Genomic DNA, 21113 nt, shown 5'->3' on the forward strand with positions numbered 1-21113 from the left:
GGAGGTCTTAGTGATCGAGGCCAACGGCCCCCGCCACTCCGGCCGGGGCTCGGGGTCGGGCCGCGGTTCCAGCTTGATCGCGGTACGCAACTGGTTCACCGTGGCCACCGCGGCAAGCTCGGCGTAATGCTCATCAGACCCTGTACCGGCCCGCGCCGCGATCACCCCAACCTGGTCCAGCGACAGCCGACCTTCTCGCATGCCCGCCGCGCAGCGCGGGAACTCCTCCAGCCGGCTCGCGATGGTGGCGATCGTGCGCGCATTTGCCGGCGAACACCCCGTCTTCCAGGCCACCAACGCCGGCACCGACCGCGCCCCGGTCATCCCGCACAACTCGTCGCGATCGATCTCGGCCACGATCTCCACAACGCGCCCATCAATCGCATTGCGCTGACCGGTCAACTCCGCCAGTTCGTCGAAGAGCTCCCCGAGACGTTCCTTCGGGGACGCTTCGACGCCGGCTGCAGTCGCGGTCGCGGACATGACGCCATCATCACAGCCACCACCGACAAATCCGGGCCGCCCACACCACGTTCCCGGCTCAGTCGATGTGCGTCGGTGGATCGGCGAAGGTGAAATCCGAGGGCTGCTGGCCGGGACCCATCAGGCCGCAGTGATTGTCGGGCACGAGGTAGGAACTGGCGCCATTGGGAACCAGGCGGGTGACCGCGACGCAACGTTGCCAGGTGCCGTCGGGCTGGACGGGGCCGTCGCACTTGCTGAGAACGGGTCCCCCGTACTGGCAGCCGGCGCCGGCGGGCGGCGCCGAGGCAATCAGCCCTGCGGCCGTCAGCAGGGCAGCCGTTCCACCAACGATGCTGCGCTTCATGGTTGCCTCCCGTCACGACGCTACCGCTTGGGTAAGCGGTTTTGGTCTCGTTTAAGCCCCGACTACAGCGGGCACGCGGCCACCATGTCAGTCACAGCCTTTCAAGATCTGCCGTTGGCCGATCGTGACCGCAAGTGGGACGGTGACGCGGCCGAGAAGCGGGTGCGTAAGTGGGCCGATGCCCAGGACGGTCCGAACCAGAAGTACCGCGACGCCCACGTCTGGTACGACGGCGACAAAAAGGACAATTTCACCGCCTACAAGCTGCTGATCGCCGACGTCATCGACGGCGACCTCAAAGCCGTGCCACGCGGCGTGATGGCGGCCGGCGCCATCATGGACGGCGCGCGGGGCGGTATCGACGTGCCCACGGCCGATGTCGATCGGATCAAGAGCCACTTGGCGAAGTACTACAAGAAGATGGACGAAAGCCCGCCGTGGGAGCGGGATTAGACCGCGACCATCAGCTGCGACAGCCCGCGCAACGTGACGTTGGTCTTGTACCGCGGCTCGCCGTCCAACCGGGCGTTCGGGAAACGCGCCGTCACCGCCGACAGCGCCACACCGGCTTCCAGCCGGGCCAGCGGCGCGCCCAGGCAGTAATGTGCCCCACGACCGAACCCCAAGTGCCGCATGGCTTTTCGATCCGGGTCGAAGACGTCGGGACGGTCGTATTCGGCGGGGTCGCGCTGGGCGGCGGCGGTCAGCAGCATCATGATGTCGCCGGCGGGCACCTCGATGCCCCCAATTGCCATGTCGTCGGCCGCAGTTCGGGCGATCATCTGCACCGGCGGGTCGTAGCGCAGCGTCTCCTCGATGACCGCCGGGGCGCGGTTGGCGTCGGCGCCGAGGGCGATCCATTGCGGCGGTTGGCGCAGCATCGCCAGGACGGCGTTGCCGATCAGGTTCACGGTGGTCTCGTGACCGGCGACCAGCAATAGGACGCAGGTGGACACGATCTCCTCCTCGGTCAGCTGGTCGCCCGACTCTTCCACGGCGATCAGACCCGACATCAGGTCGTCACCGGGGCGCGAGCGTCGCCGGTCGATCAGGCCGTGCAGGTAGGCGCGCAACCACATTCCGGCGTCCATCCGCTCCTTGAGGTTGTCCGACGGCGTTCCGGTGAAGGCGACGAACGGGTCCAGCGATTGGGCCAGTAGCGCGGACACCCGGCTGAAATGCGGTTCGTCCTCGAGCGGCACGCCGAGCAATCGGCAGATGACCGCCACCGGCAGCGGGTAGGCGAGGTCCTCGACCACCTCGAACCGCCCCTTTTCGGCGATCCGGTCCAGCAAGCCGTCTATCAGCGTGCTGATGTCGGGTTGCAGCGCGCTCACCACCTTCGGCGCGAAGGCCTTGCTGACCAGTTTGCGCAGCCGCGTGTGGTCCGGCGGGTCCAGGAACAAGAACCCCGGCGGCGTCTGCGGCGGCGCCTCGGCACCCGCTTCGAGCAGCTGCTGGGTCTGCGCCTCGATCTGTGCGCGGGCGGCGGTCGACTTGAGCCGGTCGTTGCTCGATGACGGGTGGCGCAACGCGTCGTCGCAGTCGCGGTAGTTCGCGAACACCGCGAGGTTGCCCTCCGGCAAGGCGAACGCTCCCCGTTCGCGAAACTGCGCGAACAGCGGGTAGGGGTCGGCCCGGACCGCCGGGTCCAGCAGCCGCACCAACAATTCGTCGGGTCTGGTGGACTCTGTCGGCGCGGTCGTCATGCTGACATTGTGCCCGCCGCCCGGCAGCGCCCAACTCAGCGGCGCAAGAACTCCGCGATGTGGCCGGCCAGTTCCTCTCCGGCGTCCTCCTGCAAGAAATGCCCGGCGCCCCGGATCACCGGGTGATCGATTCCCTGCGCGCCGCACATCTCTCGCTGAAAGATCGCGGCCATCGGCCCGGTGATCGGGTCGCTGTCGCTGAAGGCGACCAGCATGGGTGTCGCGCTCGCCGACAGCCTGGCCCACGCGGACTTGTTCGCCGCCGCGGCGGGATCGTCCGGCGACGTTGGTACCAGGCCGGGCATGGCGCGTGGCCCCGCGCAGTAGTCGTCAGTGGGGAACGGCGCGTCATAACCGGCCCGCACCCGCTCGCTCAGCCGCGTGCGGCAACCGCCCGCGACGAACGCGCCGACATCCAGCGTCGGAGCCGAGGTGATGGCTTCGCGGAAGCGCCACCAAACATCGGCCATGGGCTGCTCGCCGTTGGGCAGCCCGGTGTTGGCGACGACCACCCGGGCAAAACGTTCCGGATGCTCTGCGGCGAGCCGCAATCCGATCAGCCCGCCCCAGTCCTGACCCACCAGGGTGACGTTGCGAAGGTCAAGCACATCGAAGGCCGTCGCCCGCATCCACTCGACATGGCGCGCGTAGCTGTGGTCTTCGCGGCGGGTCGGCTTGTCCGAGCGGCCGAACCCGACGAGGTCGGGGCAGATCACGCGATGGCCGGCGGCGGCCAGAATCGGAATCATCTTGCGGTACAGGTACGACCACGACGGTTCGCCGTGCAGCATGAGAATCGGGTCGGCGCTGTCCGGGCCGTCCTGAACCCACGCCACGCGCAGTGCGCCGCATTCGTCGTCGGGCACCTCGCAATACCTTGGCGGGTAGGGGAACTCGGGCAGCCCGTCGAACCGGTCGTCGGGTGTTCGCAACGTTTGCATGTCAGGCTCCCTCGGACAGTCCGGCCACGCCCGGGTCCGCCATCAACCGGTCGAGAAAGCCGTGCTGGCCCTTCAATAGTTTGGTCCGCGCGGTTGCCATCGCGAACCATCCCACGCGGTCGACCTCGGGGAACTCGCGCAGCTTGCCCGATCCTTTCGGCCATTCCAGTTCAAAAGTGTTGCTGCGCGCATCGGTGATGTCGAGGTCGCTGCCGACGGCGAAAGCGGTCACTACCTTGCCGCCAGACTGTTTCAGCTGACCGAGGTCGACGCGCGGTCCGGGTGGCACCGGCAGACCCAGCTCCTCGGTGAACTCGCGCTGCGCGGCCACCCAGGGCTCCTCCCCGTCGGTGTACTCCCCTTTCGGGATCGACCATGCGCCGTCGTCCTTGCGGACCCAGAACGGTCCGCCCGGATGCGCGAGCAACACCTCGACGACGCCATCGCGGATCCGAAACAGCATCACACCCGCGCTCAGCTTCGCCATCGAATCCTATGCTCCGACAGCGCGTTCCAAGTCCTTCAGGGAGGACTCCAGATGCGCGAGCAGGCGTTGCAGGTGCGGCACACTGCGCCGGCATCCCACCAGACCGAAGTCCAGATTCCCGGCGTTGTTGGCCAGGGTGATGTTCAGCGCTTGGCCGTCCAGCGCGATGGACAGCGGGTAGTTGCCGTCGAGCCGGGCGCCCCCGTAGTAGATCGGCTGCGTCGGCCCCGGCACGTTCGAAATGATGATGTTGAACGGGGGTGACGTCGATGTCACCCAGCCCGGAACCGCCGCCAACGCCAGCGCCGACGTATTGACGGCGGACAGCGCCAGTGCCTGAAGCCGCGGCAACTGCGAGAACACCTTCTTGTTGCTGCGCATCGACTCGCTGATGGTCAGCAGACGTTGCGCCGGGTCGTCGGTGTCGGTCGCGAGGTTGCACAGAATGGCCCCGACCAAATTGCCACCGGTGTCGGCCTCCTCGTCGGTGCGCAGGCTCACCGGGACCATCGCGATCAGCGGCGTGTCCGGTAGCGCGTCCTGCTCGAGCAGGTAGTAGCGCAGGGCGCCCGAGCACATGGCCAACACGACGTCGTTCACCGTGACCCCCGCGGCCTTCTTCACGGTTTTGATGCGGTCCAGCGACCAGGACTGCGCGGCGCAGCGACGAGCGCCGCCGATCTTGACGTTCAACATGGTCTTCGGCGCCCCGAAGGGCAACGTAAGCTGCTGCTCCAGCAGCGCGGCACGCGCCAGAACCAGCGTCGAGGGTGCCAGTGCCGCAACGGATCCCGCGGTCCGGGCCAGTGAGCGCAATGGAGATGACGGGGCGGATTTGCGCTTGGGTTTGCGCAGTCCCCACGGGGCGCGGATCTCGAGGTCGTCGGGGTCGGTCGACAGCGCGCGCTGCATCAGCTTCTGGGCCGAGACACCGTCGATCAGCGCGTGGTGGACCTTCGTGTAGATAGCGAACCGGCCGTCTTTCAGACCTTCGATGATGTGGGTCTCCCACAGCGGGCGGTGCCGGTCCAGCAGGCTACTATGCCACCGCGACGTGAGTTCGAGCAATTCGCGGACGCGTTTGGGCGACGGCAGCGCCGAACGCCGGACGTGGTAGTCGATGTCGACGTCGTCGTCGTACGACCAGCCCAGGCTGGCGATGCCGCCGACGAAGCTCGCGGGATGTTTGCGAAACGTGGGCTGGAAATCCCGCTGAGCGACCAGGCTCTTATAGAGGTCGCGAACGAAGCCGCGGCCGGCGCCCGGCGGGGGCTCGAACAACTGCAAGCCTCCGACGTGCATGGGATGTTCGCGAGATTCTCCCAGCAGGAAGATCGCGTCGGTGGGCTTTATCAGTTCCATCCACCCATTAGACCCATTTCGGTCTGATCCGGAAAGGCATAGCGCGATCGGACGCGTCAGGTCACTCGGAGGCCATCGTCCATGTCGAGGTCGCGATCAGGTCTCCGCGGTCCAGGCCGGCGGCGCGATGCTCGTGCACCTTCGCATACTCCGGGGTCGTCACCATGTCGATGAAGGCCTGCGGGGCCGGATATTCGACGATGAGAATCGCGTCCCACCAAGGGTGTTCGCCATCGCCGATGACCACCGACGGTGCTCCCCCGGCATAACGCAGGGTGGCGCCCACCCGCTCGAGATGGGGAACCACGTCCTGGCCGTATTGCAGGTAGCTCTGCAGCCCGCCCTCGGGTTTGAACTTGAGCAGGTTGACCATCACCACCGGTTCATCGGCCGGTCGCGCGGCGAGCGCGGCGAACTGCTCGGGCGTGGGCTCTAGACCGCTCATGTGAATCTCCTTGCGCTGGTTCTGGTCTGGCCGGATGCCGAAGGCGGTCAGAGCAGGTCGGTGATCGTCTTCAGTCCCGCCTCGTAGAGCACACCGGGAAGCATGCCACCGTCGCATTCAATGGTGGTGCCGTTGACGAAGTCGGCCTGACCGCCGGCCAGGAAAACGCAGACCCGTCCGACCTCTGCGGGTTCGCCGGCTCGGCGCAACGGGACGGCGGCGAAATACCTTGCGCCATCGGGGTCGTCCTTGGGCAGCACGAACGATCGGAAGTTCTCGGTCATCGTGGGCCCCAGGGCGATGCAGTTGACCCGCACCTTGGGTCCCCACTCTTCGGCCAGCGACCGGGTGAGGTGATTGAGGCCGCTTTTGGCCGCCCCATAGGAGACCAGCGTTGGCGATCCGGCAGGATGGCCGGCGCCGCTGGAGATGTTGATGACGCAGCCCACCCCATCCTGGTTCTGCATCTGCCGATAGGCGCGGATCGCGAACCATAGCGGGCTGATCAGGTTCATCTGCACGGCGAACGAGTGAAACAGGGCGGTGCGCGCGTAGTCGTCGTCGGCGGCGGGCGCGCCCTGAATACGTTGCACCAGTTCGGGAATGCTCTCGGCGTGGGGCGCCGGAACGGTGCCGCCCGCATTGTTGACCAGGATGTCGACCCGGCCGTGGGTGGCCACGACGTCCGCGACGAACGCGTCGATCGACCGGTAGTCGCCCTGGTCGCACACCTTTTGCGAGGCCCGGTGCGCCCAGTCCGGTTCGATGCCGGGGATCGCGTCCAGCGGTGAGCGCGAGCAGCCGATCACGGTCGCGCCGGCGCGCAGTAGTTCATGGGCGATGCCCACGCCCACGCCGCGGCTGGTGCCGGTGACGATCGCGATTTTGCCCTCGAGGACGCTCATCACAGACCCTCTCCCGAAACCGTCGATTGTTGACAGTCACTGTCAGCAAGACATAGCCTGCCATCTCATTCGTCGGTGTGTAAAGGCCGCGCACCGTCCGCCCGGGAGGTCAATGATGAATAGCCCGTCCAAGCTTCGTGTCATCCAGTGGGCCACCGGGGGCGTGGGCAAGGCGGCGATCGCGTGCGTCATCAATCATCCTCGGCTGGAGCTGGTGGGGTGCTGGGTGCACAGCGCGGACAAGGACGGCGTCGACGTCGGCGAGATCATCGGGACCGGTGAACTCGGCGTCACCGCCACCACGAGCATGGACGAGATACTGGCGCTGGACGCCGACTGCGTGATGTACAGCCCGCTGATACCCAACGACGACGAAGTGATCGCGATCCTGCGCTCGGGCAAGAACGTGGTCACACCCGTCGGGTGGGTCTATCCCGATCCGGCCAACAAGCGTCACCGGGCCGTCGCCGAGGCCGCGACGGAAAGCGGTGTGACGCTGCATGGTTCGGGCATCCACCCGGGGGGCATCACCGAGCGGTTCCCGCTCATGGTGTCCTCGCTGTCGTCTGCGGTGACGCACGTGCGGGCCGAGGAGTTCTCCGACATCCGCACCTACAACGCACCGGACGTGGTGCGCCACATCATGGGATTCGGCGGCACCCCCGAGGAAGCTACCCAAGGACCGATGGCCGGCCTTCTCGAAGCGGGCTTCAAACAATCCGTGCGAATGATCGCCGACCACATGGGATTTCGCATCGATCCCAACATCCGGACGATCCAGGACGTCGCCGTGGCGACCGCCGACATCGACTATGACCCCTTCCCGATCACGACTGGCACCGTGGCCGCGCGCCGGTTCCGCTGGCAGGCGCTCGTCGACGGCGAACCGGTCATCACCGCGGCCGTCAACTGGCTGATGGGCGAGGAGAATCTGGAACCGGCCTGGAATTTCGGCGGGCGGGGTGAACGTTTCGAGGTCGAGATCACCGGCGACCCCGACGTGAACCTCACCTTCAAGGGTCTGCAACCGGAGACGATCGCGGAAGGACTGGTGAAGAATCCGGGCGTCGTGGTCACCGCCAATCACTGCATCAACGCCATTCCCGACGTCTGCGCGGCCGGGCCGGGCATCAAGACCTACCTCGACCTGCCGCTGTTCGCCGGGCGCCCCGCCCCTGCACTCGCCGCGGAAAAGCCGTGACCGGCAAGGGCGTCCTCGACGACGTCTCGTTCTGTCATCTCGTCGTGGGCGTCACCGACATGGACCGCGCGCTGGCGTTCTACCGCGACGTGCTCGGCATGGAGGTCGTCTTCGAAACCCTCATCTCCGGCGAGCCCTTCGACGCGGTACTGCACTCCAGCCGTAAACACGAAGGCCGGGTCGTCGGCGGGCTGCTGGGCGGGCTGATGATCGAACTGCTGTCAATCGGCGCAAATCCGCCCGACCACAAGCCGGCACGCCGGGGCATCACCGGCATCCATAATGTGTCGCTGTCGGTCACCGATCTCGACGACACCCACCGCCGCGTCATCGACGCCGGCTACACCCCCGACCAGGCGCCCTTCGAGATCGGCGGCGTCCGAATGTTTTTCGTCAAGGACCCGGACGGCACACCGGTGGAGTTCATCGAACTCCCCAACGGCGCGCGCAGTACCTACGAAATGCATCGCGGTGTGCAGCTGCAGATGGGACCGGTCAGATGAGCTACAGCCACCCCGATTCCATGCGCGGACACGTCGCGATCGTCACCGGCGCCGCCCAGGGCGTCGGTAAGGGCGTCGCGACCGCGCTGCTCGAACGCGGCGCGAAGGTGCTGCTGGTCGATATCCAGGAAGAGGTTCTGGACAGGACCTGCGCCGAGCTCAAGGCGATCGGACCGGCCGAACAACTGGTCGCGAACCTGCGCGACCCGCAGAGCGCGCAGCGGATCGCGGCCGCCGCGGTCGACGCCTTCGGCACGGTGCACGGCCTGGTCAACAACGCCATCGCGACCAACGAACCCAAGGCGTTCGTCGACATCACCACCGAAGACCTGGCGCTGGGCTACGACGTGGGTCCCCGCGCGACCTTCCTGCTGATGCAGGCCGTACACCCGCTGATGGTCGAGGCCGGCGGTGGGTCGATCGTGAACCTCGGTTCGGGCACGGGCACCGGCGGTGAGCCGAAGTGGGGCGGCTATGCCGCGGCCAAGGAAGGCATCCGCGGGTTGTCGAAGGTGGCGGCCCTGGAATGGGGTCGCGACAACATCCGCGTCAACGTGATCTGTCCCTTTGCCGAATCCGACGGGGTCAAGTTCTGGAAGTCGTTCGCGCCCAAGGAATACGACAAGGCCGTGGGGCGGGTGCCGATGAAACGCATCGGCGATGTCCGCACCGACGTGGGGGCGCTGGTGGCGTTCCTGCTCGGCAGTGACGCCACGTTCATCACCGGGCAGACCATTCACGTCGACGGCGGGATCGGTTGCTTCCGATGAACGGCGAGTCGCTCCGCGACCGGCAGCGCGCACAGATCCGGGCCGATATCCGGCGCGCGGCGTTCCGCCTGTTCGTCGAGCGCGGGTACGACGCGGTCACCACCGAGGAAATCGCCACGGCCGCCGGGGTTTCCCCACGCACGTTCTTCCGGCATGTGCCGGCGAAGGAGGAGCTCCTCCTGGCACCGGTGCGATACGGCGGGGCCGCAATCGTCAATCTTCTCGAGGGCCGGCCCGCCGGCGAGTCACCCGATGTCGCGCTGATCAATGCCATCGTCACGCGGACCCGCTCGTTCGAGCAGACCGACACCGAGGAATGGCGCGAAGCCCTGCTGGTGGTCCCCGACCTGCTCGACAAGGTCACGGTGCACCGGCCCGCCGACAAGGAGCGGGCCACCAAACTCATCGGCGAACGGATGGGCGTCGATCCGGACACCGATTTGCGCCCCGGCCTGCTGGTTCAACTCGCCTTCGCGGCAGCCGATTTCGCATTCCAACAATGGGTGCGACGGTCCGGGAAGCCGCGGCCACTGGATAGTTACGTCACCGATGCCCTGGAGGCGGTCAAAAGTCCGCATTGGAAACGCAAGTAGACGGCTCAGCGCCGTCCTTCGGGATCGGCGATCCGGATCGGCGTGCCGTCCAGCCAGGCCACCACCGATTCCACGGTGTCGGAGTAGAAGGCGCCCAGCATCTCGCGAGTGACGTAGCCCAGGTGCGGAGACAGGGTCACGTTCGAAAGCCGGCGCAGCCGGTGGCCTTTCGGCAGCGGCTCGGCGTCGTAGACGTCCAAGCCGGCCCCGGCGATGCGCCCCGCTTCCAACGCGTCGATCAGCGCGGCCTCGTCCACGATCGGACCTCTGGAGGTGTTGATCAGGTAGGCATGCGGCTTCATCAGCGCCAGCTCTGCCTCGCCGACCAGACCTCGGGTGCGCTCCGAGAGCACGAGATGAACGGAAACCACGTCCGAGGATTCGAACAGCGCCGCCTTCTCGACCCTGCGCGCACCCAACCCCGCAGCGGTCTCCTGGGTGAGGTTTTGGCTCCAGGCAAGGACTTCCATGCCGAACGCCGCGGCGTAGTGCGCCATCCGAGCGCCGACCCGGCCCAGGCCAAGCAGTCCGAGGGTTTTACCGGACAAGGTGACTCCCGCGCTGCGCTGCCAGCCGCCGGCACGCATGTTGCGATGCTCTTCGGCGAGATTGCGCACCGTCGCGATCATCAGACCCCAGGCGAGTTCCGGTGTGGCGTCCCGCATCGACCTGAACCGGGGATGCGCGAAATCCGAGCGCGCCACCAATATCCCGTGTTCGGTGGCTGCGGCCATGTCCAGGTTCGGCAGGCTCCTGCCGACGATCGTGATCAGCTTCAGGTCCGGCAGCCGCTCGATCAGCGTTCGGGGAAACGCCATCCGCTCCCGCAGGGTGCACACCACGTCAAACGGTCGTAGCACCTCGGCCGCTTCGTCCTCGTCGAGGTGGCGGTCGAAAACGGTGACGTCGGCCCGCTTTTGCACCGGCGACCAGTCGGCGACCCGTAAGGCGACGCCGGCATAGTCATCGAGGATCGCTACCTTGGGCACGTGGTCTCCCCGACTCGAAGCATGGCCGCTTGGAACACTACGTCGCGGGTGTGGTCAAGGCCGCGATGACGTTGCGCAACGGCTGCGGCGACGTGGCGACCTCACCGACGTAGGGGTGCGCGAGTTCCAAGATGAGGAACAGGTCTGCCGCAACCAGCACCCCCACGGTCGCGACCATGATGTAGTCCATCCGGGGTTGCCTGACGCCGTAGACGATCGAGCACCCGACGACCATGCCGGCGGTGAGCAGGATGACCGTCCAGATCGACCAGGGCGGGCCGGTGTTGGTCTGGGTCTCGATGACGCGGGCGGTGCGCGCTTGACTTGCCCGATCGAGATTCGCCAAAGACGTGGACAGAAAAGCCTTTTGGATGTCGGTGTGCGGCTGGGCCTGTTGGTAGGCGAGATAGACGCGGTGTAACGCGTTGTCGGCCTCGGGGGACGTCGCGCCCCCGTTGGCGACGACCGGCCACTCGGCTAGCGCTGCGTGTTCGTAATCCAGCAAGGCCTGGCGTATTCGATCGGTGTCGGCCGTGTCGAACACCGTGCTGTCGCGGGCCAACTGCACGGCGGCCGCGCCTTCGGTCCGCACCTGGTCGTCTTCGCTGTTGACCTGGCTCCACAACCCGGAGGCCATGAAGCCGACGAAGAACGCGTAAACCAGGCAGATCACCCCGAATGCGAACCGGGTGGCGTCGTTGTGTACGTCCGCGGTGAGCGCGGGATAGTGGCGCCGCAGAATCATCTGGGCGACTACCGCTCCGCCCGCCACGATGACAAGAAGGCCCAGCAATACCAGCCACGCCGGCAGGTTGCTCACGATCCAGCGGCCCAAATTTCACCCTCCTACCGAGGGAGCCGGAAACTCCGGATCGACTGTAACCGGCGGCTGCGCAAATGTGCGCGGATCCGTGCACGACGCCGCGTCGCCGACCGCATACTGCTCGGGTGGGCGGGTTCGTCGCTGACGGAACTATGGCGTAATCGCCGGCGGATACGGCAGATCCGTGCTGCTGTGCGGATCGACATACACCGGACGCCCCAGATACGGGAAGGCGCGCTGCGGGCAGGCGGGCCGGTCGCAGATCTTGCAGCCGGCGCCGATCGGCACGATCGATTCGGTGTTGGTCGGATCGATGCCAACGGAGTACACGAGCTTCCCGGCGTGGGCGACGTCGCAGCCCAGCCCGATGGCGAAGCTCTTGTCCGGCCCGAGGTAGCGGCTCGGCTCCGTCGTGGTGGTCCTGGCGATCCAAAAGTACGTGCGCTCGTCGGGCATCTGCGCGACCTGCGTCAGAAACTGGCCGGGAAGGCAGAACGCGCGGTGCACCACCCACAGCGGGCAGTTGCCGCCGACGCGGGAGAAGTGAAACGCGGTGGCGGACTGGCGTTTAGAGATATTTCCCGCACTGTCGGTCCGGACGAAGATGAAGGGAACGCCGCGGGCGTTGGGGCGCTGCAAAGTGGACAGCCGGTGGCAGATCGTTTCGAACCCGACCTCGAATCGCCGCGCCAGCTGGTCGATGTCGTAGCGGACGGCCTCGGCCGCCGCCAAGAACCTCAGGTAGGGCAGCAGCAGCGCGCCGGCGAAATAGTTGGCCAGGCCGATGCGGGCGACGCCGCGCGCATCGTCGCTGAGCTGATCGTCGCCGGCGATGATCCCGGTGATCAACCTGTCCTGGGTCAGCAAGGCGATCTGGGTGGCGAGCTGGAAGGCACGCTGGCCCGGGTGAAGCCACCGCGCCACATACAGGGTCTTCGTTTCGGGCGCAAACAGCCGTTTGGAGTTGGGATCTAACGCTTGGCCGTCGTCGATCACCACCGTGACGCCTAGCTTGTCCGCGAGCAGCTGCGCCAGCTGGCCGTCGAGACCGCCGATGCGCAAGTTGTTCTCGTTGAACAGGTCTTCGGCGGCCATGTCCAGTTCGCCAATATAGTTCTTGCGGTCGTAGAAGAAGTCGCGGACCTCTTCGAACGGCATGGGCTGCTGGGACATCCCCGACGTGTCGACGTTGGCGCGGTTGTGTAGCGCTTCGAGATCGGCGGTGGTGCCGTGCAGCCGGCGGTGCAGATTGACCAGCGTCTGCCCGATCGCCGGCATGCGCGCGACCAGCTCCTCGAGTTGCGCCGGCGTGGCGGACGTGTCGGCCAGCACCTCACGCAGGTCCGAGATCAAGCGGGCGTCGGATTCCGGCGCGAAGTAATGCGCCGGTAGGTCGAACCGCTCGGTGAGGGTGAGCAGCACCGCAACGGTGATCGGACGCTGATCGTTCTCCAGCTGATTGACATAGCTGGTCGACAGTCCCAGTGCGCGCGCCAACGCCACCTGGGTCAACCCCCGCTCCTCGCGTAATCGCCGGAGCCGCGCGCCGGCGAACGTCTTCGCCACCCGATACACGGTACGCCGCCGTCTTTCACAACATTCGCAAAAATCGGCGATTATGGACACACGATTACGCTTTTACAGGGGATTTACCGCGCGACCAGCGTTGCGTACTGTGCGGCTTATGCGGATTCATGACGTTCGAACCCGACGCAGCGCCGACGATTTCCCCCGCGACGAGCACCTGGCATGGAAGATCGCCGAGGTCGCGGCCGACCCGGTCGCCGTGCCCGCGGACACCGAGGCCATGGTGATCAACCGCATCATCGACAACGCGGCGGTCTCGGCAGCCTCGGTGAACCGCCGCTCGACCGCCGCGGCCCGCGCCCAGGCACAGGCCCACCCGACCTCCGCCAGGGGAGCCAAGGTGTTCGGTGTCCAGGGTGACTACTCCCCGGAATGGGCGGCCTGGGCCAACGGGGTCGCCGTGCGCGAGTTGGACTTTCACGACACCTTCCTGGCCGCCGAGTACTCCCACCCGGGCGACAACATCCCGGCGCTGGTGGCGGTCGGGCAGCACCTCGGGATCGGCGGAACCGACCTGATCCGCGGCATCGCAACCGGTTACGAGATCCAAATCAACCTGACCAAGGGAATCTGCCTGCACGAGCACAAGATTGACCACGTAGCTCACCTCGGCCCATCGGTGGCCGCAGGACTGGGCACCATGCTGCGGCTGGACAAGGAGACCATCTATTCCGCGATCGGACAGGCGCTACACCTGACCACGTCCACCCGGCAGTCCCGCAAGGGCCTGATCTCCAGTTGGAAGGCGTACGCACCCGCCTGGGCGGGCAAGGTCGCCATCGAGGCCGTCGACCGCGCCATGCGCGGCGAGGGCGCGCCCGCACCGATCTGGGAGGGCGAGGACGGGGTGATCGCCTGGCTGCTCTCGGGTCCGGAGCACACCTATCGGGTCCCGCTGCCCGAGCCCGGCGAGCCGAAGCGCGCCATTCTGGGCAGCTACACCAAGGAGCACTCGGCCGAATATCAGAGTCAGGCGCTGATCGACCTGGCCCGCCGGATGCGCGAGGGCATCGGCGATCTCGACCAGATCGCCACGATCGAGTTGCACACCAGCCATCACACCCATTACGTCATCGGCACCGGATCCGGCGACCCGCAGAAATTCGATCCGGACGCCTCCCGAGAAACGCTGGACCACTCCGTGATGTACATCTTCGCGGTCGCCTTGCAGGACGGAACCTGGCACCACGAAAGGTCTTACACGCCAGAGCGGGCGCACCGGCCCGACACCGTCGAACTGTGGCGCAAGGTCTCGACGGTCGAAGATCCCGAATGGACCCGGCGCTACCACTCTTCCGATCCCGCGGAGCAGGCGTTCGGCGCCCGCGCCGAGGTCACCCTCAAAAGCGGTGAAGTCATCGTCGATGAGATCGCCGTCGCCGACGCGCATCCGTTGGGGACCAGACCGTTCGAGCGTGAGCAGTACATCGGAAAGTTCAGCGAGCTGGCCGACGGGGTGGTCAGCGAAACCGAGCAGCGGCGCTTCCTGTCGGCGGCACAGTCCCTTTCGGACCTGCAGCCGGGTGCGCTGGGCGCGCTCAATATCGACGTCGCCCCGGCGGTGCTCGCCCAGGGGCCCGCGATTCCCTCGGGGATCTTCTGATGGGCGGCCTGATCGGCGCGGCGGTGCCCGCGGCGACCAAGCGGGCTGCGTTCCGCGCGGGGCTGGAAAGTGGCGAGCTGCAACGCTTCCCAGGCGCCTTCTCCCCGCTGGTGGCCAAGCTCGTCGCCGAGCTCGGTTTCGACGGGGTGTATGTCTCCGGGGCGGTGCTGTCGGCCGACCTCGGCCTGCCCGACATCGGCCTGACCACCCTGACCGAAGTCAGCGGGCGCGGAGCGCAGATCGCCTCGGTCACCGACTTGCCCACCCTGATCGACGCCGACACCGGGTTCGGTGAACCGATGAGCGCCGCGCGCACCGTAACGGTCCTGGAGGACGCCGGGCTGGCGGGCTGTCACCTGGAGGACCAGCAAAACCCCAAGCGTTGCGGGCATCTCGACGGTAAGGCCGTGGTGCCGGCCGGCGAGATGGTCCAACGCCTGCGGGCCGCCGTGGCAGCCCGCAGGGATCCGAACTTCATCATCTGCGCCCGCACCGATGCCGCCGGGGTCGAAGGGGTGGCCTCGGCGATCGAGCGCGCCAAGGCCTACGCCGACGCGGGCGCCGACCTGATATTCGCCGAATCCCTGCAAACGCCGGCGCAGTTCGAACGATTCCGCGCCGCCGTGCACACGCCGTTGCTGGCCAACATGACCGAATTCGGCAAGTCGGAGCTCTTGACCGCCCAGCAGCTGTCCGACATCGGCTACAACGTGGTGATCTACCCGGTCACCACCTTGCGGCTGGCCATGTACGCCGTCGAGCTCGGTCTGCGGGAAATCGCCGACAGCGGAACGCAATCGGGCCTTCTGGACCGCATGCAACATCGCGGCCGACTCTATGAGCTGCTGCGCTACGCCGAATACACCCGATTCGATTCCGACATCTACAACTTCGCGATTTGAAACTTCACCCCTCGAGGAGCCGTGCAATGAGCACCGTCGAAGACAACGAACCCCGCATCTACAAGGGCCTGGCCGGTGTCGTCGTCGACACCACCGCCATCTCCAAGGTGGTGCCGGAGACCAACTCCCTGACCTACCGCGGGTACGCGGTCCAGGACCTGGCGGCGAACTGCAGCTTCGAGCAAGTTGCCTACCTGCTGTGGCACGGCGAACTTCCCGACGAGCAACAGCTTGCACTGTTCAGTCAGCGCGAACGAGCGGCCCGGCGGCTGAACCGATCCCAGCTGTCGCTGTTGACCAAATTGCCCGAGACCTGCCATCCGATGGACGTGGTGCGCACCTTCATCAGCTCGTTGGGTGCCGAGGATCCGGACGAGGACGACAGCAGCCCGTCGGCCAACTACGGCAAGGCGTTGCGGATGTTCGCGCTGCTGCCCACGATCGTCGCCGCCGACATGCGCCGCCGGCGCGGCCTGGACCCCATCGCCCCGCACAGCCACATGAACTATGCGCAGAATTTCCTGCACATGTGCTTCGGTGACGTTCCCGAGCAGGTCGTGGTGGACGCCTTCGAGCAGTCGATGGTCCTGTATGCCGAGCACAGCTTCAACGCATCGACCTTCGCCGCCCGGGTGGTCACCTCCACCCAATCCGACATCTACAGCGCGGTCACGGCGGCCATCGGCGCACTGAAGGGCCCGCTGCATGGCGGCGCCAACGAGGCCGTCATGCACGACATGCTCGACATCGGCACGCCCGAGCGGGCCGCGGAATGGCTGCGGGGCAAGCTGGCTGGCAAAGACAAGATCATGGGATTCGGTCACCGGGTGTACAAGAACGGTGACTCGCGGGTGCCGACCATGAAGGAGGCACTCAAGCGCGTCGCCGCGGCGCGCGACGGCCAGAAGTGGCTCGACATCTACGAAGCCCTGGAGAAGGGCATGGCCGAGGCCAACGGCATCAAACCCAACCTGGATTTCCCGACCGGACCTGCCTATTACCTGATGGGCTTCGACATCGGCATGTTCACGCCGATCTTCGTGATGAGCCGGATCACCGGCTGGACGGCACACATCATCGAGCAGACCGCGTCCAACGCGTTGATCCGTCCGCTCAGCGAGTATGTCGGACCACCGCAACGGGCTCTATCGTAAAGACCGTGTTTGCGAAGGTACTGGTCGCCAATCGCGGAGAGATCGCGATCCGCGCGTTCCGCGCGGCCTATGAGCTGGAAATCGGCACGGTCGCGGTGTACCCGTATGAGGACCGCAATTCCGTGCACCGGCTCAAGGCCGACGAGTCCTATCAGATCGGCGAGGAGGGCCACCCGGTCCGCGCCTACCTGTCCGTCGACGACATCGTCGCGACGGCACAGGCGTGCGGGGCGGACGCGATATACCCCGGCTACGGCTTCCTGTCGGAGAACCCCGATCTGGCGGCGGCATGCGCGGCGGCCGGCATCACCTTCGTCGGCCCGAGCGCGGAGGTGCTCGAGCTCACGGGTAACAAGTCCCGGGCGATCGCGGCGGCGCGGGCGGCGGGTCTTCCGGTGCTCGCTTCCTCGCCACCGTCGACATCGGTGGACGAGCTGGTGGCCGCCGCCGAGTCGATGACGTTCCCGCTGTTCGTCAAGGCCGTCGCCGGTGGCGGCGGGCGCGGGATGCGCCGGGTCACCGACGCGGCGTCGCTGCCCGAGGCGATCGAGGCCGCCAGCCGCGAGGCGGAATCCGCGTTCGGGGACGCGTCGGTGTTTCTCGAGCAGGCGGTGATCAATCCGCGCCATATCGAGGTGCAGATCCTGGCCGATAGCCAGGGCAACGTCATTCACCTCTACGAGCGGGACTGCAGTGTGCAGCGCCGCCACCAGAAGGTTGTCGAGATCGCACCGGCACCCAACCTGGATCCGGCACTGCGCCAACGGATCTGCGCGGACGCGGTGGCTTTCGCGCAGAGCATCGGCTATACGTGCGCCGGCACCGTGGAGTTCCTGCTCGACGAACGCGGCAATCATGTGTTCATCGAGATGAACCCGCGCATCCAGGTGGAGCACACGGTCACCGAGGAGATCACCGACGTCGACCTGGTGTCGGCGCAGCTGCGGATCGCCGGCGGGCAGAGCCTGGAACACATTGGCTTGAGCCAGAATTCGATCGTTCCGCACGGTGCGGCCTTGCAGTGCCGGATCACCACGGAGGATCCGGCGAACGGGTTCCGGCCGGACACCGGCCGGATCACCGCCTATCGCACCCCGGGTGGCGCGGGAATCCGGCTGGACGGCGGCACCACGCTCGGTGCCGACATCAGCGCGCACTTCGACTCGATGCTGATCAAGCTGACCTGCCGGGGCCGCGACTTCGCCACGGCGGTGCGTCGGGCGCGCCGTGCGGTCGCCGAGTTCCGCATCCGTGGTGTCTCGACGAATATCCCCTTCCTGCAAGCGGTTCTGGACGATCCGGACTTTCAGTCCGGTCGCATCACCACGTCCTTCATCGAGGAGCGCCCGCAGCTGCTCACCGCCCGCAGCTCCGCCGATCGCGGCACCAAGATTCTGAGTTACCTGGCCGACGTCACCGTCAACAAGCCCCACGGCGAGCGTCCGTCCGCGGTGTACCCGCACGACAAGCTGCCAGACGTCGACCTGTCGGTGGATCCGCCGGCGGGTTCCAAGCAGCGGTTGACCGAACTCGGGCCGGAGCGATTCGCGGCGTGGCTGCGGGAGTCACCCGGTGTCGGCGTCACGGATACCACCTTCCGCGACGCCCACCAGTCCCTGCTGGCGACGCGGGTGCGCACCAGCGGACTGATCAAGGTGGCGCCCTACATCGCCCGGACCACACCGCAGTTGTTGTCGATCGAGTGCTGGGGCGGTGCCACGTACGATGTCGCGCTGCGGTTCCTGAAGGAAGACCCCTGGGAGCGGCTGGCAACGCTGCGCGAGGCGTTGCCGAACATCTGCCTGCAGATGCTGCTGCGCGGACGCAACACCGTCGGGTACACCCCTTATCCGGAGACGGTCACGACGGCGTTCGTCGAGGAAGCGACGGCAACGGGCATCGACATCTTCCGGATCTTCGACGCGTTGAACAACGTCGACTCGATGCGGCCGGCCATCGACGCCGTGCGCGAAACCGGGGCATCGGTGGCCGAGGTGGCGATGTCCTATACCGGCGATCTCAGCGATCCCGCCGAAAAGCTTTACACGCTGGACTATTACCTCAAGCTCGCCGAGCAGATCGTCGAAGCGGGCGCGCACGTGCTGGCGATCAAGGACATGGCCGGGTTGTTGCGCGCGCCCGCGGCGACCACCCTGGTCTCGGCGCTCAAGTCCCGATTCGACCTGCCGGTGCACGTTCACACCCACGACACCCCGGGTGGGCAGCTGGCGACCTATGTGGCGGCCTGGCACGCCGGGGCCGACGCCGTCGACGGCGCCGCGGCCCCGCTTGCGGGTACCACCAGCCAGCCCGCGCTGTCGTCGATCGTGGCCGCCGCAGCCAACACGGCCTACGACACCGGGCTGTCACTGGGCGCGGTGTGTGACCTGGAGCCGTATTGGGAAGCGCTCCGAAAGGTGTACGCCCCCTTCGAATCCGGTCTCCCCGCGCCGACGGGACGCGTCTATCACCACGAGATCCCCGGTGGTCAATTGTCGAATCTGCGCCAGCAGGCCATCGCCCTGGGGCTCGGTGACCGGTTCGAGGACATCGAAAACGCCTACGCCGGAGCCGATGCCATCCTGGGGCACCTCGTCAAGGTCACTCCGTCCAGCAAGGTGGTCGGTGATCTGGCGCTGGCGCTGGTGGGCGCCGGCGTCAGCGCGCAGGACTTCGCCGAGGACCCCGCCCGCTATGACATCCCCGACTCCGTCATCGGCTTCCTGCGCGGAGAACTCGGTGACCCGCCCGGCGGCTGGCCCGAACCGTTGCGCACCAAGGCATTAGAAGGACGCGGCCCGGCGAAGCCGGAACAGGAGCTGTCGGCCGACGACGAAAAGGCGTTGGCCACCCCGGGCGCCGACCGCCAGGCGGCGCTGAACCGGCTGCTGTTCCCCGGGCCCACCAAAGAACTCGAGGACCATCGCGAACAGTACGGGGACACCTCTCGGCTGAGCGCCAACCAGTTCTTCTACGGATTACGCCACGGCGACGAGCATCGCGTCGAGCTGGAGCGCGGTGTGGAGCTGTTGATCGGCCTAGAGGCCGTCTCGGATGCCGACGAACGTGGCATGCGCACGGTGATGTGCATCCTCAACGGTCAGCTACGCCCGGTCGTGGTGCGCGATCGCAGCATCGCCTCCGACGTGCCGGCGGCCGAAAAGGCCGACCGCGCCAACCCGGACCACATCGCGGCTCCCTTTGCCGGGGTCGTGACGGTGACCACCGACGTCGGCGAGGAAGTCGAAGCCGGCCAGACGATCGCGACGATCGAAGCGATGAAGATGGAAGCCGCCGTCACCACGCCGAAGGCCGGCAAGGTCGCGCGAATCGCGGTCTCGCAAACGGCACAGGTCGAGGGCGGCGACCTTCTGGTGGTGATCGACTAGCGCCGGAGGCTGCTCTTGATCAGGGCAGCGCGCGCCAGGGTCTGTTCCGCCTGCTTCACGTGGGCGGCGTCGACCAGCACGCCGTTCACCCCGACGGCACCGCGGCCCTTGGCCTCGGCCGCCCGGTAGGCGGCGACATTGGCTTCGGCCCGGGCGATTTCGTCGGCGGTCGGGGCGTAGACCTCGTTGGCGACGGGAACCTGGTCGGGATGGATGGCCCACTTGCCGGTGTAGCCGAGCAGCGACGCGCGCCGCGCGTCGCGTTCGTAGCCCGACAGGTCCCGGTAGTCGGGATACGGCGCGTCGATCGCGTCGATGCCGGCGATGCGGGCGGCCACGATCACCTTGTTGCGCGCGTAAGCCCAGAATTCGCCGGGATATTCGCCGAGTGGGACGAAGTTGGTGTCCACCCGGGCGCCCTGCGACAGCGAGAAGTCACCCACGCCGAAGATCAAGGCATCCAGCCGAGGGCTGGCCGCCGCGATCTCTTCGGCGTTGGCCAGGCCTTCGACCTCTTCGATGAGGACCTCGAGCCGAATGCGGTTGCTCAGGCCGAATTTGGCCTCCAGCTGAGTGAGCAGCACGTCCACCCACCACACATCGCGGGCCCTGCGGGCTTTCGGAATGATGATCGTGTCCAGGTTCTGGCCGGCCTTGGTCACCACCTCGACGACGTCGTCGTGGCACCACGGGGTGTCCAGCCCGTTGATCCGGATGGCACGGGCGGTGTGGCCCCAGTCGATGTCGTTGAGGGCGGCGATCGCCTTGGCGCGCGACTCCTCCTTGAACGCCACGGGCACCGCGTCTTCGAGATCGAGGAACACCAGGTCGGCGCCGCAACGGGCGCCCTTCTCGAACATGTTGTCGTTGCTCGCGGGTACCGCGAGTTCGGAACGACGGAGCAGATCGGTCACCAGTGAG

21 protein-coding genes are annotated in these 21113 nt (G+C 66.8%); 9 read left to right on the forward strand and 12 right to left on the reverse strand.

The genetic code is table 11. The annotated features are described in order from the left end of the window. Both A9W96_RS24370 and A9W96_RS24375 read right to left on the reverse strand, forming a co-directional pair. Positions 1-483: DUF222 domain-containing protein (locus A9W96_RS24370; RefSeq protein WP_156765393.1), on the reverse strand; the 483-nt coding region annotated here is incomplete at its 3' end. Positions 484-541: 58 nt separating this feature from the next. After that, entirely contained in the window at positions 542-829 is a 288-nt protein-coding gene (locus tag A9W96_RS24375; RefSeq protein ID WP_066868849.1) for a hypothetical protein, read from the reverse strand. 84 nt (positions 830-913) lie between these two features. On the opposite strand from A9W96_RS24375, the gene A9W96_RS24380 reads away from it, so the two are divergent. Continuing rightward, positions 914-1282 carry a hypothetical protein gene (locus A9W96_RS24380; protein ID WP_066868847.1) on the forward strand — a complete coding sequence of 123 codons (369 nt, stop codon included), beginning with the start codon at positions 914-916 and terminating at the stop codon, positions 1280-1282. On the opposite strand, the gene A9W96_RS24385 is transcribed toward A9W96_RS24380, so the two are convergent. The 6 genes from A9W96_RS24385 to A9W96_RS24410 all read right to left on the reverse strand — a co-directional run bounded on the left by A9W96_RS24385 (position 1279) and on the right by A9W96_RS24410 (position 6678). Beyond that, on the reverse strand, positions 1279-2538 hold the full coding sequence (locus A9W96_RS24385; protein ID WP_067143741.1) for a cytochrome P450: 1260 nt from the start codon (positions 2536-2538) through the stop codon (positions 1279-1281). The genes A9W96_RS24380 and A9W96_RS24385 overlap by 4 nt on opposite strands. Before the next feature lie 35 nt (positions 2539-2573). After that, complete coding sequence (locus A9W96_RS24390; RefSeq protein ID WP_067143743.1) at positions 2574-3479, reverse strand: haloalkane dehalogenase; 906 nt, start codon at positions 3477-3479, stop codon at positions 2574-2576. A gap of 1 nt (position 3480) precedes the next feature. Beyond that, a complete protein-coding gene (locus tag A9W96_RS24395; RefSeq protein WP_066868836.1) occupies positions 3481-3966 on the reverse strand; it encodes an NUDIX domain-containing protein in 486 nt (161 codons plus the stop codon). A 6-nt stretch (positions 3967-3972) separates the two neighbouring features. After that, on the reverse strand, positions 3973-5328 hold the full coding sequence (locus A9W96_RS24400; RefSeq protein WP_067143745.1) for a wax ester/triacylglycerol synthase family O-acyltransferase: 1356 nt from the start codon (positions 5326-5328) through the stop codon (positions 3973-3975). A gap of 61 nt (positions 5329-5389) precedes the next feature. After that, positions 5390-5773 carry a DUF1330 domain-containing protein gene (locus A9W96_RS24405; protein WP_067143747.1) on the reverse strand — a complete coding sequence of 128 codons (384 nt, stop codon included), beginning with the start codon at positions 5771-5773 and terminating at the stop codon, positions 5390-5392. A 47-nt stretch (positions 5774-5820) separates the two neighbouring features. Continuing rightward, complete coding sequence (locus A9W96_RS24410; protein ID WP_066868827.1) at positions 5821-6678, reverse strand: SDR family oxidoreductase; 858 nt, start codon at positions 6676-6678, stop codon at positions 5821-5823. A 115-nt stretch (positions 6679-6793) separates the two neighbouring features. Here A9W96_RS24410 and A9W96_RS24415 point away from each other — a divergent pair, with 115 nt between their 5' ends. The 4 genes from A9W96_RS24415 to A9W96_RS24430 are packed head-to-tail and all read left to right on the forward strand — an operon-like array spanning position 6794 to position 9745. Further along, positions 6794-7879, forward strand: coding sequence for a dihydrodipicolinate reductase (locus tag A9W96_RS24415; RefSeq protein WP_066868861.1), 1086 nt, complete (start codon positions 6794-6796; stop codon positions 7877-7879). Then, positions 7876-8382 (forward strand): VOC family protein, encoded by a 507-nt coding sequence (locus tag A9W96_RS24420; RefSeq protein ID WP_082972580.1) that lies wholly within the window; start codon positions 7876-7878, stop codon positions 8380-8382. Before A9W96_RS24415 ends, A9W96_RS24420 begins: the two co-directional genes overlap by 4 nt. Then, entirely contained in the window at positions 8379-9152 is a 774-nt protein-coding gene (locus tag A9W96_RS24425) for an SDR family NAD(P)-dependent oxidoreductase (RefSeq protein WP_067143749.1), read from the forward strand. The genes A9W96_RS24420 and A9W96_RS24425 overlap by 4 nt, the downstream gene beginning before the upstream one ends. Further along, positions 9149-9745 carry a TetR/AcrR family transcriptional regulator gene (locus tag A9W96_RS24430; protein WP_067143751.1) on the forward strand — a complete coding sequence of 199 codons (597 nt, stop codon included), beginning with the start codon at positions 9149-9151 and terminating at the stop codon, positions 9743-9745. Before A9W96_RS24425 ends, A9W96_RS24430 begins: the two co-directional genes overlap by 4 nt. A 5-nt stretch (positions 9746-9750) precedes the next feature. Here the strand turns inward: A9W96_RS24430 and A9W96_RS24435 are convergent, their stop codons facing one another. The 3 genes from A9W96_RS24435 to A9W96_RS24445 all read right to left on the reverse strand — a co-directional run bounded on the left by A9W96_RS24435 (position 9751) and on the right by A9W96_RS24445 (position 13132). Then, entirely contained in the window at positions 9751-10734 is a 984-nt protein-coding gene (locus tag A9W96_RS24435) for a D-2-hydroxyacid dehydrogenase family protein (RefSeq protein WP_067143753.1), read from the reverse strand. Between the two features lie 37 nt (positions 10735-10771). Further along, positions 10772-11569, reverse strand: a complete 798-nt coding sequence (locus A9W96_RS24440; RefSeq protein ID WP_231999840.1) for a DUF4239 domain-containing protein — start codon at positions 11567-11569, stop codon at positions 10772-10774. Between the two features lie 138 nt (positions 11570-11707). Then, a complete protein-coding gene (locus tag A9W96_RS24445) occupies positions 11708-13132 on the reverse strand; it encodes a short-chain fatty acyl-CoA regulator family protein (RefSeq protein WP_156765394.1) in 1425 nt (474 codons plus the stop codon). Positions 13133-13241: 109 nt separating this feature from the next. Between A9W96_RS24445 and prpD the strand changes: the two genes are divergently transcribed. The 4 genes from prpD to A9W96_RS24465 are packed head-to-tail and all read left to right on the forward strand — an operon-like array spanning position 13242 to position 20192. Then, positions 13242-14747, forward strand: coding sequence for a 2-methylcitrate dehydratase PrpD (gene prpD / locus A9W96_RS24450; RefSeq protein WP_067143754.1), 1506 nt, complete (start codon positions 13242-13244; stop codon positions 14745-14747). After that, positions 14747-15649, forward strand: coding sequence for a methylisocitrate lyase (prpB, locus tag A9W96_RS24455; RefSeq protein ID WP_067143756.1), 903 nt, complete (start codon positions 14747-14749; stop codon positions 15647-15649). The genes prpD and prpB overlap by 1 nt, the downstream gene beginning before the upstream one ends. A gap of 26 nt (positions 15650-15675) precedes the next feature. Then, a complete protein-coding gene (locus tag A9W96_RS24460) occupies positions 15676-16803 on the forward strand; it encodes a bifunctional 2-methylcitrate synthase/citrate synthase (RefSeq protein WP_067143758.1) in 1128 nt (375 codons plus the stop codon). Positions 16804-16808: 5 nt separating this feature from the next. Then, positions 16809-20192 carry a pyruvate carboxylase gene (locus tag A9W96_RS24465; RefSeq protein ID WP_067143760.1) on the forward strand — a complete coding sequence of 1128 codons (3384 nt, stop codon included), beginning with the start codon at positions 16809-16811 and terminating at the stop codon, positions 20190-20192. On the opposite strand, the gene A9W96_RS24470 is transcribed toward A9W96_RS24465, so the two are convergent. Beyond that, positions 20189-21106 carry a CoA ester lyase gene (locus tag A9W96_RS24470; protein ID WP_067143762.1) on the reverse strand — a complete coding sequence of 306 codons (918 nt, stop codon included), beginning with the start codon at positions 21104-21106 and terminating at the stop codon, positions 20189-20191. The two genes, A9W96_RS24465 and A9W96_RS24470, sit on opposite strands and share 4 nt — an antisense overlap. Positions 21107-21113: the final 7 nt, after the last annotated feature.

Origin of the sequence: Mycobacterium sp. 1245852.3, from assembly GCF_001669335.1 — a bacterium.
Taxonomy (GTDB): domain Bacteria; phylum Actinomycetota; class Actinomycetes; order Mycobacteriales; family Mycobacteriaceae; genus Mycobacterium; species Mycobacterium europaeum_A.

What these genes read in the sequence shown, in the direction of transcription:
- A9W96_RS24375 (WP_066868849.1), bottom strand. Translation starts at nt 829, where the DNA reads ATGAAGCGCAGCATCGTTGGTGGAACGGCTGCCCTGCTGACGGCCGCA.
- A9W96_RS24380 (WP_066868847.1), top strand. Translation starts at nt 914, where the DNA reads ATGTCAGTCACAGCCTTTCAAGATCTGCCGTTGGCCGATCGTGACCGC.
- A9W96_RS24385 (WP_067143741.1), bottom strand. Translation starts at nt 2,538, where the DNA reads ATGACGACCGCGCCGACAGAGTCCACCAGACCCGACGAATTGTTGGTG.
- A9W96_RS24390 (WP_067143743.1), bottom strand. Translation starts at nt 3,479, where the DNA reads ATGCAAACGTTGCGAACACCCGACGACCGGTTCGACGGGCTGCCCGAG.
- A9W96_RS24395 (WP_066868836.1), bottom strand. Translation starts at nt 3,966, where the DNA reads ATGGCGAAGCTGAGCGCGGGTGTGATGCTGTTTCGGATCCGCGATGGC.
- A9W96_RS24400 (WP_067143745.1), bottom strand. Translation starts at nt 5,328, where the DNA reads ATGGAACTGATAAAGCCCACCGACGCGATCTTCCTGCTGGGAGAATCT.
- A9W96_RS24405 (WP_067143747.1), bottom strand. Translation starts at nt 5,773, where the DNA reads ATGAGCGGTCTAGAGCCCACGCCCGAGCAGTTCGCCGCGCTCGCCGCG.
- A9W96_RS24410 (WP_066868827.1), bottom strand. Translation starts at nt 6,678, where the DNA reads ATGAGCGTCCTCGAGGGCAAAATCGCGATCGTCACCGGCACCAGCCGC.
- A9W96_RS24415 (WP_066868861.1), top strand. Translation starts at nt 6,794, where the DNA reads ATGAATAGCCCGTCCAAGCTTCGTGTCATCCAGTGGGCCACCGGGGGC.
- A9W96_RS24425 (WP_067143749.1), top strand. Translation starts at nt 8,379, where the DNA reads ATGAGCTACAGCCACCCCGATTCCATGCGCGGACACGTCGCGATCGTC.
- A9W96_RS24430 (WP_067143751.1), top strand. Translation starts at nt 9,149, where the DNA reads ATGAACGGCGAGTCGCTCCGCGACCGGCAGCGCGCACAGATCCGGGCC.
- prpD (WP_067143754.1), top strand. Translation starts at nt 13,242, where the DNA reads ATGCGGATTCATGACGTTCGAACCCGACGCAGCGCCGACGATTTCCCC.
- prpB (WP_067143756.1), top strand. Translation starts at nt 14,747, where the DNA reads ATGGGCGGCCTGATCGGCGCGGCGGTGCCCGCGGCGACCAAGCGGGCT.
- A9W96_RS24460 (WP_067143758.1), top strand. Translation starts at nt 15,676, where the DNA reads ATGAGCACCGTCGAAGACAACGAACCCCGCATCTACAAGGGCCTGGCC.